This is a genomic window from Alteromonas portus (genome assembly GCF_005117025.1).
Taxonomy (GTDB): domain Bacteria; phylum Pseudomonadota; class Gammaproteobacteria; order Enterobacterales; family Alteromonadaceae; genus Alteromonas; species Alteromonas portus.
In genome coordinates, this window is sequence record NZ_SWCO01000001.1 from 597,514 (window position 1) to 617,039 (window position 19,526).

18 protein-coding genes are annotated in these 19,526 nt (G+C 45.3%); 17 read left to right on the forward strand and 1 reads right to left on the reverse strand.

Features of this window, described 5'->3' with window-relative positions; all coding sequences use genetic code 11:
- The first annotated feature begins 6 nt into the window (after positions 1–6).
- The 17 genes from flhF to E5672_RS02510 all read left to right on the forward strand — a co-directional run bounded on the left by flhF (position 7) and on the right by E5672_RS02510 (position 18,489).
- Positions 7–1,416 (forward strand): flagellar biosynthesis GTPase FlhF, encoded by a 1,410-nt coding sequence (flhF, locus tag E5672_RS02430; RefSeq protein WP_136780764.1) that lies wholly within the window; start codon positions 7–9, stop codon positions 1,414–1,416.
- Positions 1,417–1,421: 5 nt separating this feature from the next.
- Positions 1,422–2,288, forward strand: a complete 867-nt coding sequence (locus tag E5672_RS02435; protein WP_039223052.1) for a MinD/ParA family protein — start codon at positions 1,422–1,424, stop codon at positions 2,286–2,288.
- Positions 2,285–3,016: an RNA polymerase sigma factor FliA gene (locus E5672_RS02440; RefSeq protein ID WP_039223050.1), complete on the forward strand. Its 732-nt coding sequence runs from the start codon at positions 2,285–2,287 to the stop codon at positions 3,014–3,016. The genes E5672_RS02435 and E5672_RS02440 overlap by 4 nt, the downstream gene beginning before the upstream one ends.
- Positions 3,017–3,052: 36 nt before the next feature.
- Positions 3,053–3,436, forward strand: a complete 384-nt coding sequence (gene cheY, locus E5672_RS02445) for a chemotaxis response regulator CheY (protein ID WP_025254383.1) — start codon at positions 3,053–3,055, stop codon at positions 3,434–3,436.
- Between the two features lie 34 nt (positions 3,437–3,470).
- Complete coding sequence (locus E5672_RS02450; RefSeq protein WP_136780765.1) at positions 3,471–4,226, forward strand: protein phosphatase CheZ; 756 nt, start codon at positions 3,471–3,473, stop codon at positions 4,224–4,226.
- A gap of 12 nt (positions 4,227–4,238) precedes the next feature.
- Positions 4,239–6,479 carry a chemotaxis protein CheA gene (locus tag E5672_RS02455; RefSeq protein ID WP_136780766.1) on the forward strand — a complete coding sequence of 747 codons (2,241 nt, stop codon included), beginning with the start codon at positions 4,239–4,241 and terminating at the stop codon, positions 6,477–6,479.
- Between the two features lie 28 nt (positions 6,480–6,507).
- Positions 6,508–7,638 carry a protein-glutamate methylesterase/protein-glutamine glutaminase gene (locus tag E5672_RS02460; RefSeq protein WP_136780767.1) on the forward strand — a complete coding sequence of 377 codons (1,131 nt, stop codon included), beginning with the start codon at positions 6,508–6,510 and terminating at the stop codon, positions 7,636–7,638.
- Positions 7,639–7,666: 28 nt separating this feature from the next.
- Positions 7,667–8,431: a ParA family protein gene (locus E5672_RS02465; protein WP_136780768.1), complete on the forward strand. Its 765-nt coding sequence runs from the start codon at positions 7,667–7,669 to the stop codon at positions 8,429–8,431.
- Positions 8,432–8,438: 7 nt separating this feature from the next.
- A complete protein-coding gene (locus tag E5672_RS02470) occupies positions 8,439–9,245 on the forward strand; it encodes a chemotaxis protein CheW (protein ID WP_136780769.1) in 807 nt (268 codons plus the stop codon).
- Positions 9,246–9,262: 17 nt separating this feature from the next.
- Positions 9,263–9,754, forward strand: coding sequence for a chemotaxis protein CheW (locus E5672_RS02475; protein ID WP_136780770.1), 492 nt, complete (start codon positions 9,263–9,265; stop codon positions 9,752–9,754).
- Positions 9,755–9,813: 59 nt separating this feature from the next.
- A complete protein-coding gene (locus tag E5672_RS02480) occupies positions 9,814–10,248 on the forward strand; it encodes a DUF2802 domain-containing protein (protein WP_136780771.1) in 435 nt (144 codons plus the stop codon).
- A gap of 110 nt (positions 10,249–10,358) precedes the next feature.
- Positions 10,359–11,297 carry a homoserine O-acetyltransferase MetA gene (metA, locus tag E5672_RS02485; protein WP_136780772.1) on the forward strand — a complete coding sequence of 313 codons (939 nt, stop codon included), beginning with the start codon at positions 10,359–10,361 and terminating at the stop codon, positions 11,295–11,297.
- 3 nt (positions 11,298–11,300) lie between these two features.
- Positions 11,301–12,368: a homocysteine S-methyltransferase family protein gene (locus E5672_RS02490; protein ID WP_136780773.1), complete on the forward strand. Its 1,068-nt coding sequence runs from the start codon at positions 11,301–11,303 to the stop codon at positions 12,366–12,368.
- Positions 12,369–12,377: 9 nt separating this feature from the next.
- Entirely contained in the window at positions 12,378–15,002 is a 2,625-nt protein-coding gene (gene metH, locus E5672_RS02495; RefSeq protein WP_136780774.1) for a methionine synthase, read from the forward strand.
- Between the two features lie 23 nt (positions 15,003–15,025).
- Positions 15,026–15,616 (forward strand): DUF938 domain-containing protein, encoded by a 591-nt coding sequence (locus tag E5672_RS02500; RefSeq protein WP_136780775.1) that lies wholly within the window; start codon positions 15,026–15,028, stop codon positions 15,614–15,616.
- A 79-nt stretch (positions 15,617–15,695) separates the two neighbouring features.
- Positions 15,696–15,980, forward strand: coding sequence for a pyrimidine/purine nucleoside phosphorylase (ppnP, locus tag E5672_RS02505; protein WP_014948660.1), 285 nt, complete (start codon positions 15,696–15,698; stop codon positions 15,978–15,980).
- 487 nt (positions 15,981–16,467) lie between these two features.
- Positions 16,468–18,489, forward strand: a complete 2,022-nt coding sequence (locus E5672_RS02510) for a methyl-accepting chemotaxis protein (RefSeq protein ID WP_136780776.1) — start codon at positions 16,468–16,470, stop codon at positions 18,487–18,489.
- A 135-nt stretch (positions 18,490–18,624) separates the two neighbouring features.
- On the opposite strand, the gene E5672_RS02515 is transcribed toward E5672_RS02510, so the two are convergent.
- Entirely contained in the window at positions 18,625–19,512 is an 888-nt protein-coding gene (locus E5672_RS02515) for a LysR family transcriptional regulator (protein ID WP_136780777.1), read from the reverse strand.
- Positions 19,513–19,526 lie beyond the last annotated feature (14 nt).

A 19,526-nucleotide genomic window follows, 5' to 3' on the forward strand; every position in this document is an offset into this window, starting at 1 on the left:
GTTGCAATGAAAATTAGACGTTTCTTCGGCAAAGATATGCGTGAGGCGTTAAGCCAGGTTAAAGCTGAGTTAGGCAGTGATGCTGTGATCATGTCAAACCGCAAAGTGGCTGATGGTATTGAGCTTGTAGCCGCTTATGATAAAGAGCCTGAAGCTAAGCTTTTTACGCCTAAAGCGTCTCCACAAGCTGCTGCTAAAACACCTGGTCAAAAAGCTGTGCCTAGCTTAAGCGAGATTATCGGTGACGACGGCCCTGACAGCCTTAAAGCACTGTTAGAAAAGCAGCACGGTGGAAAAGCGCAGGCAACGAATACTGTTCAGCCAGACCAACCTATGTCAGCTAACGCTAAGCACGCCAATGAAATAGCATCACACTTAGATTTTTCAGAAGCCTTCATTGACGATATAGAGACGCAATCACCTGTTGAAGATAGTGTAAATCAACACGCTTTCCCCGAGCATCAAGCTTCAAGCATGGGCGAAACACCTGCATCTCAGTCGTCTGAACTAGCGCAAATTAAACAAGAACTGGCCTCCCTTCGCGACGTATTACAGTATCAAGTGGCCGACTTGATGGAAGCAAAAAACAAACGTCAAAAACCTGTTCACCAATATTTGGTTACGCGCTTAACAGATATGGGGTTAAGTAGCGCATTAGCACAGCAGCTTATTAGCTATACACCGTCACATTACAACGAGCGCGATGCATGGGTTTATCTTCTTAACCTATTGGCTAATCGCATAAATGTGACTGGAAACGATATACTTAGCGCACAAGGAGCTGTTGCATTAGTAGGGCCTACCGGCACCGGTAAAACAACCACTGTGGCTAAGCTGGCTGCGCGCTATGCACAAAAGTACGGTGCAGAATCTGTGGCTATGATAACCATAGATACTTATAGAATTGCAGCTTATGAACAGCTGGCGACATATGGAAAAATTATTGGCTGTACCGTGCGAAAAGCGCAAACGAGTGAAGAACTTGCAGATTTATTGTTTCAACTTCGTCATAAGCGACTAGTATTGATTGATACAGCAGGTTTTAGTCAACGGGATAGTCGATTAATTAAGCAAATTAAGCAGTTCGATAACGGTCAAATGCCAAAAGTGAAAAAATATTTGGTAGCCCAGGCGAATACGCAATATCCTGCTTTGCAAAGAATCATTCAAGCGTACGATGATATTGAACTAAGTGGCTGTATTTTCACAAAGTTAGATGAGTGCTACTCTTTGGGAGAGGTACTTAGTGCAGCGGTTGAATACCAACTACCGGTTAGTTATGTCACCGATGGTCAAAAAGTACCTGAAGACATTAAGATTGCAGAAGCGAAATCTTTGGTTTCCGCTGCTGCAAAGCTTTATAAAAAGTACGGTTTGAATCATACTAGTGGTAACAACGCAATTAAAACAGCATAAGCAGTATGATTGACGATCAAGCGAGTAGCTTAAGAAAAATGAAGCAATCACGGTTAATCAAAGTAATCGCCGTCACTGGTGGTAAAGGTGGCGTAGGTAAAACGAACATTACACTTAATACCGCTATCGCTATGGCGAAGCAGGGTAAACGTGTAATGGTTCTCGACGCAGACCTAGGTCTTGCCAACGTAGATGTGATGTTAGGTTTAAGGGTTGAGAAAAACTTATCTCACGTGCTCTCTGGAGAATGCACGTTAGATGAAGTTTTAGTGACCGGCCCCCATGGCATTAAGATAGCGCCTGCAACATCAGGTACGCAGTCAATGGCAGAGCTTTCACCAACGCAACACGCTGGCTTGATCAGAGCGTTTAGTGAATTGCGCTCTCAAATAGATGTGCTTATCGTCGACACTGCGGCAGGCATTTCGGATATGGTATTGAGCTTTTCAAAAGCCTCACAAGATATCATGGTTGTGGTGTGTGATGAGCCAACGTCTTTAACGGATGCTTACGCGTTAATAAAAATTCTTAACCGCGAGCATGGTGTTTTTCGTTTTAAAGTCGTAGCCAACATGGTTCGCGATGTGCGAGAAGGTCAGGAATTATTTAGCAAATTAAGCAAAGTGACAGGGCGTTTTCTTGATGTTGCACTAGAATTAGTGGCGACAGTGCCATTTGACGAAAATATTCGCAAAGCAGTGCGCAAACAAACAGCCATTGTTGATGCTTTTCCGGGCTCTCCAGCAGCTGTAGCAATAACTAAGCTGGCAAGTAAGGCCCTTACATGGCCAATTCCAGCACAGCCTGGTGGCCATTTAGAATTTTTTATTGAACAGTTAGTTGCAGAAAAAGCCGTAGGAAGTCAGCGTTGAACAGCAAGGCAGCCGCTTATCAACAACAAACAGATAAATCGCAGTTAGTCGAAAGACATGCGCCTCTGGTAAAGCGAATTGCGCATCATTTGATTGCGCGACTGCCTGCCAGCGTACTTGTTGATGACCTTATTCAATCAGGCATGATTGGATTGCTTGAAGCCGCACGAAATTTTGACGGTTCTAAAGGCGCAAGTTTCGAAACCTTTGCAGGTATTCGCATCCGCGGTGCCATGCTTGATGAAATACGAAAAGGTGACTGGACCCCGCGTTCCGTTCACCGCAACGGTCGCGCGATAACCGAAGCGATATCTCAAGTAGAGAGCGAAACGGGGCGTGATGCAAGAGATTCTGATATTGCTGATAAGCTGAACGTAAGCTTGCAGGATTATCACCAGATGCTTAATGAAGTAAATGCCGGAAAGCTGGTGGGTATTGAAGACTTAGGTGTGTCGGAAGATGTTATTACTACTGAGCAAAGTAGAGGTAGTGACGCACCGTTAGAAGATTTGATGCAGGGCGCTTTTCAAAAAGCGCTTGCCCATGCAATTACGACATTACCTGAGCGAGAAGCGATTGTACTTTCACTTTATTACGACGAAGAACTAAACTTAAGAGAAATAGGTGAAGTTCTTGATGTAAGTGAGTCGAGAGTCAGTCAAATTCATAGTCAAGCCATGTTAAAACTCAAATCACGAATGAAGTCGTGGCAAGCTGACGAAGAATAGAGATTAATAACAATTAACCCCTCACTGGAGGCTATTTTGGACAAAAGCATGAAAATTCTCGTGGTCGATGACTTTTCTACCATGAGACGAATCATCAAAAACCTGCTTAAAGATTTGGGTTTTGCCAACATCCAGGAAGCGGATGACGGAAGCACTGCATTACCTATGTTACAACAGGGCGATTTCGACTTTGTTGTGACCGATTGGAATATGCCTGGCATGCAGGGTATAGATTTGCTTCGCGCGATAAGAGCAGACGATAAGCTTAAGCACCTACCTGTGCTTATGGTTACTGCAGAAGCGAAGAAAGAGCAAATTGTTGCCGCCGCACAAGCGGGTGTAAATGGGTATGTTGTAAAGCCGTTCACAGCTGCAACACTAAAAGAAAAACTAGATAAAATATTCGAACGTTTAGGTTGATCCAGACGCTCACCAGATAAATGAGGTTTACTGGATGTCAACGAATGTAAACGTTCCAATATCGCTAGAGGAAGCAAAACAACTTGTCGCGTTTCTTGAAGAAGGCGACAAGACTTCAGCTAACGCACTGCTTGAAGCCGTCTCAATGAAAGAAAACGTTGAGTTGTTTGCTGAAGTAGGAAAATTAACGCGTCAACTACACGACGCGTTAAATAACTTTCAAATAGATGACCGCATCAAAAACTTAGCTACTGACGATATTCCTGATGCGCAGTCCCGCCTTACCTACGTAATTGAAGAAACTGAAAAAGCTGCTAATACTACTATGGACGCCGTCGAGGCGAGCATGCCGATTGCAGAAATGCTATCGGAGCGGATCGAAAAGGTCATGCCTGAGTGGAAGAAGCTTATGAATCGCCAAATCGAATTAGGCGAATTCAAGGTATTATGCGCAGACTTAGACGAATTGTTGGAAGAAGGTTCGGCTCAGTCAGCTAAACTTACACAGTTACTTACCGAAGTGTTAATGGCACAAGGCTATCAAGACTTGACGGGGCAGGTTATTCGCCGCGTTATCGACCTTGTTAAAGAGGTCGAAGATAGTCTTGTAAACATGCTTACTATGTTTGGTGAGCGTGACGGTGCAGAACAAACTAAACCATCTAGCGTTAAGGCCGATAAGGTTGATGGTGTAGAGGCGGAAGGACCAATCATTGATGCTGACAAACGGGACGATGTCGTTTCAGGTCAAGATGATGTAGATGATCTTCTGTCTAGCTTAGGTTTTTAGGGGAGCGGGCGCATGTCGTTTGATGTTGACGAGGATATATTACAGGACTTTCTGGTTGAGGCTGGAGAGATACTTGAACAATTACAAGAACAGCTCGTTGATCTTGAGAACAATCCTGAAGACGCGGATTTGCTTAACGCAATTTTCCGCGGCTATCACACAGTAAAAGGGGGAGCGGGTTTCCTTTCTCTTACTGAGTTAGTTGAAATTTGTCATGGTGCAGAAAACGTTTTTGACGTAATGCGCAATGGTCAAAGAACGCTAACACCTGAATTAATGGATATTATTTTACAAGCCACGGACGTGGTGGTTGAAATGTTCGAGCGAGTAAAAGCACGGGATCCATTAGAACCAGCAGATGCACATCTAGTCGACGTATTGCACAAACTAAGTCGCCCAGAATCTCCAGATGAAAACATATTTGATAACGCCAGTGCACCTGCGGCTGAGCCGGAGGTGGCTGTTGAAGAGCCCGAATTAGTCATAGAAGAGCCTGCGCCTTCAACGACAGACGCGGGTGACAGTAGCGGTGGTATTGACGAAATAACTGAAGATGAGTTTGAGGCGCTTCTCGACGAACTTCATGGCTCTGGTGCGCCAGGGCAGTCATCACCGGCTAAAAGCGAACCTGCTAAGGCGTCAGCGCCGGCTGTAAGCTCAGATAGCGATGATATTACCGACGAAGAGTTCGAAGCGCTGCTTGATGACCTTCATGGTAAAGGTAAGTTTGGCGGTGAAGAAAAGAGCGCAGCCGAGCCTGCCCCAGCATCTGCACCACCAAGTAGTGCTGGTGACGAAGAAATCACTGACGATGAATTCGAAGCGCTACTTGATCAGCTGCACGGCTCTGGTCAAGGTCCAACAAAACAAAGCTCGCCTTCAAAGGCCCCAGAACCGCCGGTAGATAAGGCTGCAACAGAAGCGGTGCAGAAAGCAAAGCAATCAGCTCCGGCTGCCTCTGCTTCAGCGGCGGCGCCCAAGCCAACGCCTGCACCTAGTCCAGCAAAAGCCAGTGCACCCGCTGCATCTAAAGCAGCACCCAAAAAAGATGATAAGAAAGCGACCCCTGCAGCACCTCCTGCAGAGACCACTGTACGTGTAGATACTAAGCGCCTAGACCAAATAATGAATATGGTCGGTGAGCTAGTTTTGGTTAGAAACAGACTCATTAGCTTAGGTATCAATAGTAACGACGAGAGCATGTCAAAAGCTATCGCCAACTTAGATGTGGTGACGGGCGATTTGCAGGGTGCGGTAATGAAAACCCGCATGCAGCCAATTAAAAAGGTTTTTGGCCGATTCCCTCGGGTGGTACGTGACCTCGCCAGAAGTTTAAAGAAAGAAATTACCTTAGAACTTGTGGGTGAGGAAACCGATTTAGATAAAAACTTGGTTGAAGCACTGGCTGATCCTCTGGTGCATTTGGTGAGAAACTCCGTCGACCATGGTATTGAGATGCCGGATGACCGTGCTGCAGCGGGTAAGCCTCGCATGGGGACGGTTCAGCTATCGGCGTCTCAAGAAGGCGATCACATTCTTCTTACTATCGAAGATGATGGTAAGGGGATGGACCCAGAAAAGCTTAAGGAAATCGCTATTAGTCGTGGCGTATTAGATGCGGATGCAGCAGCGCGTATGTCTGATGTTGAGGCGTTTAACCTTATATTTGCACCAGGCTTTTCCACTAAGACTGAAATTAGCGATATTTCTGGTCGTGGTGTGGGTATGGACGTGGTTAAGACCAAAATTAACCAGCTTAACGGTACGGTTAATATTGATTCGCAGTTAGGAAAAGGCACGCGACTGGACATTAAAGTTCCGCTAACGCTAGCCATTCTACCCACATTAATGATTGTTGTAGGAAAACAAACCTTTGCGTTACCATTAGGTGCGGTGAACGAAATAATAAATATGGACATCAAGAAGACCAATACGGTTGATGGCCAATTAACAATGATAGTTCGTTCAAAAGCAATTCCTTTGTTTTTCCTTGGCGAATGGCTAATCCGAGGCCCCAAAAATATCGATAAAGAAAAGGGGCATGTTGTTGTAGTACAAATTGGTACACAGCAAGTCGGGTTTGTCGTAGACGCGCTAATAGGCCAGGAAGAAGTGGTTATCAAACCGCTGGATGCATTGTTGCAAGGAACGCCTGGTATGGCGGGTGCTACAATTACGTCAGACGGTGGAATTGCACTAATTTTAGATATTCCGAGCCTGCTAAAACGGTACGCGCGTAAACCTATCAAGTAAGGCGATGAATTAACAGGAATGATAATCCATGGTCTTTAAAGTCCTTGTCGTGGACGACTCGACCTTTTATCGCCGTCGAGTAAGAGAAATACTCGATGGTGATAGAGAACTTGAAGTTGTTGGGGAAGCGAGAAACGGGCGTGATGCACTGGACAAAGCAGAAGCACTTAAACCCGATGTAATAACCATGGACGTAGAAATGCCTGTCATGGACGGTATTTCGGCTGTGAAGGCTATTATGGATAAACGTCCTACGCCTATTTTGATGTTTTCTTCATTGACGCATCACGGCGCTCAGGCAACGCTTGACGCGTTAGAAGCCGGCGCACTAGATTTTTTACCCAAAAAATTCGAAGACATTGCCCAAGATAGAAAAGATGCTTCGCGACTACTTTGTACTAAAGTTAGGTTGATAGCGCGAAGAGGGTTGGGCTTGAAGCGTCCTTCCTTTCGTTCTGTTGAAACCAGAAAACTTCCTGATAACGCGCCGAAACAGGCGTTTTTCAAAACGTCGGGTTTACTTTCTGGTCATAAAGACGCAGCAAAGCAGCCTACCGTTTCGTCTGTAAGAGCAACAGGGAAGCAGTATAAATGTTTGGCTATTGGGGCATCCACAGGTGGGCCTGTTGCACTCCAAAAAGTGCTTTCTCCCTTACCTGGGGACTTTCCTTACCCTATTTTACTTGTGCAACACATGCCTGGAACCTTTACTACCGCATTTGCACAGCGATTAGACAGCAACTGCAAAATTAGAGTGAAGGAAGCTGAGCAAGGCGATATTTTGAAGCCTGGACATGCTTACCTCGCACCCGGAGGCAAGCAAATGCTTATTGAGTCTATCGGAAGCAACAAGCGGATATCGATTGTCGATGCAAGCCAGGCAGATAAAGTGAACTATAAGCCAAGTGTAGACCTGACGTTTAGCTCGTTAGCTAGAGCCTATGGTGGAGATGTATTGGGGGTTATATTAACGGGTATGGGGGCTGACGGTAGGGAAGGCTGTCGACTACTTAAAGATAAAGGTGCGACTATTTGGGCACAAGACCAAGATTCCTGCGTGGTTTATGGTATGCCTCAGGCTGTCGCCGCGGCCAACATATCGAGTAAGAATATTAATATCGATGATATGAGCAGTTGCGTTCAAACCGAAATGCGATAGCAGTTTGAATAGTAATGGAACAGCAATTATGAAAGTGTGGACGGTAGCAAATCAAAAAGGTGGGGTAGGTAAGACAACTACAACCGTTAGCCTTGGCGGCTTGCTGGCTCAGAAGGGCAAGCGAGTTCTCATGATTGATACTGATCCACATGCTTCGCTTAGCTATTACTTCGGCATAGACGCAGAAGCGACAAGTCATTCAGTTTACGACATTTTTATTAAGTCTAATGAGATTACTGCCGATAATGTAATGGACTGTCTATGTCCTACGAAGCTCGATAACTTATACGTGCTGCCAGCGACTATGGCATTGGCAACGTTAGACAGAACCATGGGAAGCGAACAAGGCATGGGCTTAGTGTTGAAAAAAGCACTAGCAAAAATAGCCGATGAGTTTGATTTTGCCATTATCGACTGCCCACCTGTTTTGGGCGTGTTGATGGTCAATGCATTAGCGGCATGCGATAAAGTTATTGTACCGACCCAGACAGAATATTTAGCGCTTAAAGGCTTGGATCGGATGATCCGTACTATGGAAATAATGGGGCGTTCGTTAAACAAGTCCTTTGACACCCTGATTATTCCAACTATGTTTGATAAGCGCACTAACGCAGCGCTGGCGTCGAGAAAGCGATTAATGAGCGATTACGGCGAGCGAGTCTGGGAAGGCGTCATTCCCGTTGATACGCATTTCAGAGATGCGAGCTTGGTTCAACTACCTATCTCTGCTGCGTACCCGAAGACGAGAGGTGTAAATGCCTACGATAAACTGTTAGCCGTATTGGAGAAATAACAAAACCATGAGCAAGCAATCGCCATTTGCCCGTGAAGAAGTGATGGAGGCATACTTAGACAGCCTTCTCAAAGAGCCAGAAGCACCGGAAGATGTGACTGCGCGCACGGCAAAATTGCTCGAACAGGCTTCTCAGCAGATGGCTGAAACAGCGCTCGCTTCAACGGCAAATGAAAGTGAGCCACTATCGAATGAACAAGAGGCGATAGCTGAAAAGGTTACATCTTTAATTGAGACGCAAAAAGTAGAGACGATTGAGGATGAACAGCAACATCTTGATGCCGAAACTTCAATAGAGCAAAGACAAGACGAGGTATTAGGCCGAACTCCAAAAACAAAAGTTCCACTAAAGGATACTCTCGGTTTTCGCTTTCAGGCGCTATTCTTTGAGGTTGCGGGGTTAACCCTTGCGGTGCCTTTAACATCGCTAGGTGGCATCCACCAAATTGAAAAAGTAGGCCCCTTATTTGGAAAACCCGACTGGTTTATGGGTGTAATGTTGCACAGAGAGTCTAAACTTAGTGTTGTTGACTCTGCAAAATGGGTAATGCCAGAAAAATATGATGAAAACCTCGCACAATCACTTAACTACCGATATCTTATAATGTTAGGGGAGAGTGTGTGGGGATTAGCAAGCGAAAAGCTTGTAAACACAGTCAATTTGACTACCGATGATGTTAAATGGCGCGAGTCCACAGGTAAGCGTCCCTGGTTAGCAGGGATGGTTAAAGAAAAAATGTGTGCGTTAATTGACGTTGAAGAATTAATATCTATGCTTAACAAAGGCTTAGGCAGTAACGACCAGACGCCATAGTATTGGGAGCCAGGTTCATGAGCGACGAAAGAATGAATAATAACGCTAGCGACAGTAACGACGAAGTCCTTCAATGGGTGACGTATCGCTTAGGTGAAGAAACTTACGGTATTAACGTGATGCAGGTACAAGAGGTCTTGCGTTATACTGAAATAGCCCCTGTACCCGGTGCGCCAGACTATGTGCTTGGTATTATAAACTTGCGCGGTAACGTGGTAACCGTCATTGATACCCGTGCGCGTTTTGGGTTGCCACCGACGGAAATCACAGACAATACACGTATTGTTATTATTGAATCTGACGAACAGGTTGTCGGTATCTTGGTGGATAGCGTAGCTGAAGTGGTTTACTTAAAATCTTCAGAAATTGACAGTGCGCCTAACGTTGGTACTGAAGAAAGCGCTAAGTTTATACAGGGTGTAAGTAACCGCGATGGCGAACTGCTTATTCTTGTTGATTTGAATAAATTGCTAAGCGATGAAGAGTGGGATGAGCTTAGCAATATCTAAATAATGAACAGGCGACATGTATTGTCTATGTCGCCTACATTTCCCCAAGGGTTATGTCCATGGAATGGCAGCTTGCTGCACCTACCTTAATTGAACTTATCTTGTGCGGTTTTATCATTGTACTTGCTGTTGCGGTAAGTATTTTGTATTCGCACGTTAAGCAGTTACGTACAGCTTTAAGCGATAGTGAGCAAAATAACGCCTCTGCTATTGCGCGAACTGAAGCCCTTGCAAAAAATGCCAACAATCAACAAACCGAGGCGCAAGCACGCACTCTGGTCATTACTCGCCACCTTCAAGAGCTAGACGAAAAGCAAACTGATATAGAAAATCAGCTTCGTGAACTTAAACTGCAAGACCCTTCTCTACGTTTATATCAACGTGCTGCAGACTTAGTTAAGCAAGGTGCCAGCATTGAAGAAATCATTGAGGCCTGCGACATTCCTCGCGCTGAAGCTGAGATGTTAATGATGGTGCATAAGCAAAATAGCTAATATTTTTTCCACCAGATAATAAAACGTTTAGACGTCTAGACGTAAAGATGTTGACATATTGCCAGTTATAGACACAATACAGATATTGTAATTTATCACTGGAGTCCTCTATGCCAATTCGTATTCCTGAGCAGTTACCCGCGCAGAATGTACTACAAGGTGAAAACATTTTTACCATGGACATGGACAGGGCTGCCAATCAGGATATTCGTCCTCTTGAAGTCGGCATCCTTAATTTGATGCCGAACAAGATAGAAACAGAAGTACAGTTACTTCGCCTGCTATCGAATACGCCGCTACAAATAAATGTCGACTTGATTAGAATTGATAATCAAGCACCCAAAAATACTCCACAGTCACACATGGATGCCTTCTATCACGACTTTTCAGCGGTCGCGAACAAAAAATACGATGGGCTTATAGTAACCGGTGCGCCTCTTGCGCTTATCGATTATGAAGAGGTGAAGTACTGGGACACTATGACGACAATACTGGAGTGGGCGCAGCGACACGTTAACTCTACTCTGTATTTATGTTGGGCTGCACATGCGGCTATGTATCACTTCTATGGTATAACCCGAGAGATCAGAGACGAAAAGTTTTCCGGTGTTTTCAAGCATAAAGTGAACGATCCTCACAATGAACTATTGAGAGGTTTTGACCCCACGTTTTACGCCCCCCACTCTCGATATGGGCACATCAATACCTCTTTATATAACAGTGTTGATGGATTGAGTGTTGTGGCAGAATCTGACGACGTGGGTGCGTATATTGTGGCGTCAGAAGACAAGCGAATGGTGTTTGTAACGGGCCATCCAGAATATGACCCTGATACGCTCAAAGACGAATATTTACGGGATATTGCCGCGGGACAAACGCCGGCAATGCCGAAAAACTATTTTGAAGGGGATGATCCAGCCAAGTCTCCTATAGTACAGTGGCGCTCGCACGGCAGCCTATTGTTTACGAACTGGCTGAATTATTATGTCTATCAGACCACGCCTTACGATTTAAGTCAGCTTGCTGAAAAGTCACAGCCAAAGAGGTAGCACGTGAGCCAAAGACCAATTTCTAGCGCGCAGGCATCGCTTACAGAAGCCGCTCAAAAACGCATTCTTATTTTAGACGGTGCCATGGGCACCATGATCCAGCGCCATAAGTTAGAAGAAGAAGATTATCGCGGAACACAGTTTGCCGACTGGCACTGTGACGTAAAGGGTAATAACGACCTATTAGTGCTTACCCAGCCCGATATTATTTACCAAATTCACTGTGATTACTTTGAAGCTGGTGCGGACATTATTGAAACGAATACGTTTAATGCTACCACTATCGCTATGGCCGATTATGATATGCAGGCCCAATCACGTGATATCAATTTAGCTGCGGCTAAATTAGCGCGTAAAGCAGCAGACGAATTCACAGCAAAAACACCTGAGAAACCCCGCTTTGTGGCCGGTGTATTAGGGCCAACAAACCGCACTGCCTCTATTTCACCTGATGTTAATGACCCAGGTAAGCGCAATGTCACTTTTGATGAATTAGTAGAGGCCTACAGTGAGTCTACCGAAGCCCTCATTGAAGGCGGCGTTGACCTAATCATGCTTGAAACTATTTTCGATACGTTAAATGCCAAGGCAGCAGCGTTTGCCGTAGAGTCGGTATTTGAAAAACTGGGTAGGTTTTTGCCAGTAATGGTATCAGGCACTATCACCGATGCATCTGGGCGTACGCTATCTGGGCAAACAGCGGAAGCATTTTACTACTCAATGCGACATATTAACCCGTTTTCCTTCGGCTTAAACTGCGCACTTGGGCCGGATCTTTTGCGCCAATACGTCGATGAAGTAGCTAATGTGAGTGAGTGCTTCATATCTGCACACCCTAACGCTGGCTTACCTAACGAATTTGGTGAATACGATATGGAAGGGCCAGAAATGGCCGAGCACATCAAAGAATGGGCTCAGTCAGGGCTAGTGAACATCGTTGGGGGCTGTTGTGGCAGTACCCCAGAGCATATTCGCGATATTGCTAATGCGGTTAAAGGTATCGCGCCACGCCAGCTTCCCGAATTTGAACCTAAAATGCGTTTGTCAGGCCTAGAGCCGTTTGTACACTAGGAGGGCATAATGAGCGCAGAATTTTCTACATTTATTAATATCGGTGAGCGCACCAACGTTACAGGCTCTGCTCGCTTTAAACGTCTTATTCTTGAAGGTGATTATGAAACCGCACTTGATGTCGCAAGACAGCAGGTAGAAAACGGTGCTCAAATTATTGATATCAATATGGATGAGGCCATGCTTGATTCAAAGCAGGCCATGATCACCTTTTTAAACCTGATTGCCTCTGAGCCAGATATTAGCCGAGTTCCCATTATGATCGACTCGTCTAAATGGGAGATTATCGAAGCAGGGCTTAAGTGTGTGCAGGGCAAAGCGATTGTTAACTCTATTAGCTTAAAAGAAGGGGAAGAGATCTTCTTGAACCAAGCCAAGCTAATAAAGCGCTATGGTGCTGCAACCGTAGTTATGGCCTTTGACGAGACCGGCCAGGCCGATACACAAGCCCGCAAAGTTGAGATTTGTCAGCGTAGCTACAAGCTGCTGACAGAAGAAGTCGGCTTTCCTCCTGAAGATATTATCTTTGACCCCAATATTTTTGCTGTAGCGACAGGTATTGAAGAGCACGATAACTACGCGGTTGATTTTATTGAAGCGACCCGCGAGATACGTAAAACCTGTCCGTACTCACATATTTCCGGCGGCCTTTCTAATATTTCATTTTCGTTCAGGGGGAACAATCCAGTACGTGAGGCCATGCACTCCGTGTTTCTGTATCACGCTATTCGCGCCGGTATGGATATGGCTATTGTGAATGCAGGTCAGCTAGAAGTATACGACGAAATACCCGCTGAATTGCGCGATGCGGTTGAAGACGTGATTTTAAACCGCAGAAGTGATGCTACTGAACGCTTACTCGATATTGCACCGAACTATCAAGGCGACGGTAAAGCGGCCGCAAAGGAAGATTTATCCTGGCGCGAGCAAGAAGTGAATAAGCGCTTAGAGCATGCGCTTGTTAAAGGTATTACCGATTACATCATTGAAGATACTGAAGAAGCGCGTCAACAAGCTGAGCGTCCGTTACACGTTATCGAAGGGCCGTTAATGGACGGTATGAACGTAGTAGGGGATTTGTTCGGCGAAGGAAAAATGTTTCTTCCTCAGGTAGTAAAGTCGGCCCGTGTAATGAAAAAGGCGGTAGCCCATTTACAGCCATACATTGAAGAAGAAAAGTCAGACGATGCGAAAAGCAACGGTAAAATTCTTCTCGCTACGGTAAAAGGTGACGTTCACGATATTGGTAAAAATATCGTAGGCGTGGTACTTCAGTGCAATAACTTTGAAGTGATTGATCTTGGCGTAATGGTGCCAGCGGCAACAATCTTACAAACCGCCAAAGATGAAAACGTCGACATGATTGGTTTGTCGGGTCTAATTACACCATCACTTGATGAGATGGTTCACGTAGCCAAAGAAATGGAGCGTCAGGGTTTTGATATTCCGCTTCTTATTGGCGGGGCGACTACATCAAAAGCGCATACCGCAGTAAAAATAGAACAAAATTATCATGCACCTGTGGCTTATGTTCCAAACGCAAGTAGAGCAGTAGGCGTGTGCCAGCGTCTTTTAAACAAAGCGTCTCGCGATATTTACGCGCAGGAACTGGCAAAAGAATACGATACGGTACGCGAACAGCACGCCCGTAAGAAGCCGCGCAGCAAGCCGGTGACTTTAGAACAGGCCAGAGAAAACGCTTTTAAGCCAGATTTTACGACTTTGCCAGTAAAACCTGCGAGCTTGGGTGTAACACCGGTAACCGCCGATTTAGCTACCCTGCGTAACTACATTGATTGGACGCCGTTTTTCTTAACTTGGTCGTTAGCAGGCAAGTACCCGCGTATACTCGAAGATGAAGTAGTGGGGGAGCAGGCACAATCACTGTTTAACGACGCCAACGCCATGCTGGATAAAATTATCGAAGAGAACAGCCTTCAGGCGAAAGGCGTTATCGGTTTGTTTCCTGCCAACCGCGTTAATGACGATGTTGAAATTTATACCGATGAGTCGAGAAACCAAGTTCAAGGTGTTGCCCATCACTTGCGTCAGCAAACCCTAAAAGACAAATTCGCTAATTATTGTTTAGCAGACTTTGTGGCTGAAAAGTCGAGTGGCATAAATGATTATGTGGGCGCTTTTGCCGTTACCGGTGGTATAGGGGAAGACGAGCTTGCTGATAGCTATATTCAAGCAGGCGATGACTACAACGGTATTATGGTTAAAGCGGTGGCAGACAGACTTGCCGAAGCGTTTGCGGAATATCTTCACGAGCAGGTGCGTAAGCACTATTGGGGCTACGCCGCTAACGAATCACTGAGTAACGAAGAACTTATCCGCGAAAAATATCAGGGCATTAGACCGGCACCAGGCTACGCCGCGTGTCCAGAACACACCGAAAAGCAGCTTATTTGGGACTTATTGTCAGCAGAGCAGCACACAGGTATGAAGCTTACGGAAAGTTACGCCATGTGGCCGGGAGCATCGGTATCGGGTTGGTATTTCGCTCATCCTGATTCGAAATACTTTGCGGTTGCCAAAATTCAAGCCGACCAGGTAGAAGATTACGCTACACGTAAAGGCTGGACCTTGGAAGAAGCTGAAAAGTGGTTGGGTCCTAACCTAAGTGATTAATGCTGGTAAGGCAGGGAAGGTATATGCAAATCGAAAAGCCTTTTAGTCAGGCCTGTGAGAACAACAAGCGCGCTATTTTGAGCGTGCTTGAACGTACATTTGCTAACTGCCGACAGGTATTAGAGATAGGAAGCGGGACAGGTCAACATGCCGTATTTTTGGCTGAACACTTACCCCACCTTATTTGGCACACAAGCGACCAACCACACTATCACGAAGGCATTGCCGCGTGGCTGAGTGATTCAAATTCGGGGAATATAAAACCTCCCATAGCATTTACCGTTGGGCAAGATGACTTTCCCAATCTCGACGTAGACGGCATTTTTACGGCAAACACCGCACATATCATGCAGAAAGAAGAGGCGAAGCTACTCATGGAATCAGTAGCGTTGCACTTACCTAAAGGGGGCATATTCTGTCAGTATGGCCCTTTTACACACAGCGGTAAGTTTACTTCTGAAAGTAACCAAGCCTTCCATACTTCGCTTTTAGCGCGTGGTTATGGTGGCTACCGCGATATCAATGAGCTTACTGCTTGGGCAGGCGAGTTAAGCTTGCAAGACATAATCGACATGCCCGCCAATAACCATATGCTTATTTGGCAAAAACGCTAAAGAAGTATCAAGGCTGCAGCACTTTGCTTTAAAAACAGTTAAAGCAAAGAAAGTCAGCACTCACATCAAAGGAGTATCTATGAGCTTTAAAGTAAACCATTATTTCGACAACAAAGTGAGCTCAATTGGGTTTGAATCTGCAAACGGCCCTTGTACCTCGGGCGTAATGTCGCCGGGTGAATACACATTTTCTACCTCTCAAAAAGAGCTGATGAAAGTGGTTGAAGGTGAGTTAGTGGTAAAGCTACCGGGAAGTGACGAATGGCAATCTTTCGCAACGGGTACCAGTTTTAATGTGCCTGCCGATGCATCTTTTGACGTAAAAGTGTCTACGCCTACCGCTTATCTTTGCTTTTACAGCTAATTTTTAAAACCGTTCAATTCACTCTGTATTTAAACTTTCGTAGAATTGACTTTCAGAGGTTGTAAAATTTCTCTGTATATCTCAGAGTATTAGAAGTGCAAGCGAGCTCGCTCACTTGCGCTTTTATACTAATAAAACTAAACCTGAAATGTGTGCGAATTATCAGGGCCTGTTGACCTTTGATGTACGAATTTTGGTCTAAACGGAAGCCTTTTAATCGCGAAACAGTCCTGCAAGCCTAGTGGGCTAAGTTAAAGAGCTGTGACAAAGAGTAAAAGGCTTCCATAACGACCCCTTCGGGCAGCGCCTTTGTGCCATCTATACTGCGTTGAATGTTTTCGACTTAGAACCACTAAACCGTCAAACATCTGCCTTGTCTAGATGGCACAAAGACCGCTGCAAAAATGTACAACAAAGGTCAGCAGGCCCTAGTGCTGGAATACACTTTTCACACGTTGTGGCGTTTAGTAAACAATGAGAAGTACAAATGAAATCCATATCACTCCAAAAGAAGTTTATGCTTATCGTTGGTGGTAGCATAGCTTTGATGTTACTTATCACGGCCGTTTTCCTAGTCAATACCGTTGCAGACAACACCCGAAGCCGGGTTGAAAAAGAAGTTAAATCCCTAGTTGCGCGTGAAGCAAATGACGTTGAAGGCTTCTTCGCAACCTATGGCGGCGTCGCTAGCGCATTTTTGAGCAGTCCTTTTTTACAAGATTTTTTCGCGCGCCATAACACGCGAGGAGCCCCCGAGAGCCAATTGGCTCAATCCAAAGATATCTATGCCACTTTTGAGAACATCAGCGGTCAAGATCCTATTATTAAATCTGCTTTCTTTGGTTCTGCCAAAACAGGTGAGTATTTTTATGAGGAAGGGCGAGTCGGCGTCGACACCTCGGGCCCTGATGCTGGAAATCCTAACGCTGGCTACTTTGCAACTAAGCGCCCTTGGTTTACTACTGCCGTTGAAAAAGGAAAGCTGTATGTAACGCCTCCTGCTGTCGATTCCCAAGATGGAAGCGTATCTGCAGTAGTACAAACCCCGATTTACAAAAATGGAACCTTACTAGGCGTTGGCGGTGTCGATATTCTTATTAGCACCGTGGGTAAAGTCATAGATGCTATTCGTTATGAAGAACAAGGCACGGCGTTTTTACTCGATGAAAACCAAAACATTGTTTACTTTCCAAAACAGAGCAAGGCGTTGCCACTTAGCTCCTCTATTCGCAACTTTGACAGCGTGTTTGATAGCACCGAAGGATTTGGCAAATTGGCTGGTAATATCGCGACTAACGAATCTGGTATTGTGCACGTCACCTGGAAGGGGGAAGACTATGTTGCTGTTTTTGAGCACGCTAAGTTAATTAACCCACAAATGAATTGGTCGCTGGGCATTCTTATCCCCGCAAGCATCATAGATAGCCCTATAAATAATGCAATTACTACGGCAATTATCGTCGCCTTTGTGATTATTGGATTAATTGCGCTTATTACTTATTTTGCGAGTGCTAAAGTCACTCAGCCTTTGGTAGAAATGCGCAACGCAATGTCGGAAATAGCGCATGGCGACGGCGACTTAACCAAACGTCTGGAAGTTAAGAGTAACGACGAGATCGGGGCGCTTGCCATAGAGTTTAATACCTTTACCGATAAATTAAGATCGCTTCTTAAAGATACTGCCGCTAACACCAAGGCTGTTTCTGATGCAGCGGATCATCTTCGAGATGTGAGTCACTCCACCAGCAAAGAAATAAATCAAGAGCGCAGCCAAGTCGACAACGTGTCTACAGCGGTTACGCAAATGGCCGCCACAGTTGTTGAAATTTCAAAAAATGCGGCACAGTCCAGTGACGCTGCGACTAAAGCTGACGAGCTAGTACAAGCCGGCAGTGAGCAAGTGCAAGATGCCATGAGGGAAATTCGCGCGCTGGCTGACGCCATCAGTCAGGGTGTTGAAGTTGTGGGCGGATTGAGCAAAGAGTCAGATAGCATCGGTGCTGTAGTCGATGTAATTAACAGCATAGCTGAACAAACTAATTTACTGGCATTAAACGCAGCCATTGAAGCGGCGAGAGCCGGAGAGCAGGGGCGAGGATTTGCTGTTGTTGCAGATGAAGTTCGCTCGCTGGCAAGCCGTACACAAGAATCGACAACAGATATACGAAAAATGGTAGAGCGATTGCAAGCAATGTCTGAGCAAACCAACAGTGTTATGCAGGAAGGGCAGGCCCGCTCTCAATCTGGCGTTGAGAAAACGGAAAAAGTGGTCGAGACACTTAAAGACATTACTCAGTCTATAGGTTTGGTTCACGAGCAAAGTACTCATATAGCACTTGCTACCGAACAGCAAACAGAAGTCGCGCAAGACATCAATAAGTCGCTTGTAGCAATTACAGGTTTGAGTGATAAAACCAGTCAGCATGCAGAAGAGCTAGCTGTGGAAGCGACGCAGTTAAGTGCCGTTTCTGGTGACTTAAAAGAATTGGTGGGGCAGTTTAAAATTTAGCGCCATTCATACCGTTAACCGCGCATAATGCGCGATAGTCTTTAATTAGAGCGTTTTCGCTTGCCAACATTGTTGGCAAGCGAGTTGTTTTATTCCCTAGTTTGACATAAGTTTCCGAAATAAAGTTTGGAAAACCTATGGCTTGTGCGTTTGCGAAAGGGCAATGAAATCATCTACAAACCCCAATACGTCCTGCGCTTTTCTATGACCCAAGTACAGCGTTTTTGATACGCCTTGTTCACCAAGCGACCGACAAGTCAGGAGATCGCTTTCTTTTGATTCATCAATTAACCATTTAGGTAGCGCAGTAACACCACGTCCCGCTGCTACCATTTGTAAGATAATCTCCGTGGTTTCAATCGTTTTATGTTGCTTCACTGTGCAATTGGCAGGTGTAAGGAAATGCGTAAAAACGTCCAGTCGACTGAGTTCTACGGGGTAGGTGATAAGGGTCTCATTACTTAAATCTTGTGGTGCAATATATGGTTTCTCTGCCAAAGGATGGTGTTTATCCATTACCAACACTTGTTCATATTCGAACACTGGCGTGTAGGTAATGGTATCAAGTGAAAGTGGATCTGGCGTGAGCAAAATATCAATATCGTAGCCGTGAAGCGCCTGCAATCCGCCGAAAGAAAAAGCGCGGCGAACATCTACATCAACATCTGGAAAGGCTTTTAAAAAAGGCGCTACCACTTTTAACAACCATTCAAAGCAGGGATAGCACTCCATGCCAATACGTAATATGCCCTGTTTACCATCAGCAAATCTGAGCAATTGAGCTTCAGTATGCTCAAATTGAGGTAACACTCGGTGGGCTAAACCCAATACACTCTGACCTGCCTGAGTCAGAGTAAGTCTTCTGCCGTCTTTTTTCCAAAGCGGTACGTCAAAATGTGCTTCCAGTTTTTTCATTGCGTGGCTCAACGCTGACTGGGTAAGAAAAAGTGATTTTGCTGCTTCGGTCATAGTGCCTTCGGCATCAATCGCTCTTACTATTCGCAAGTGTTGTCTATCAATCATAATAAATTACAACC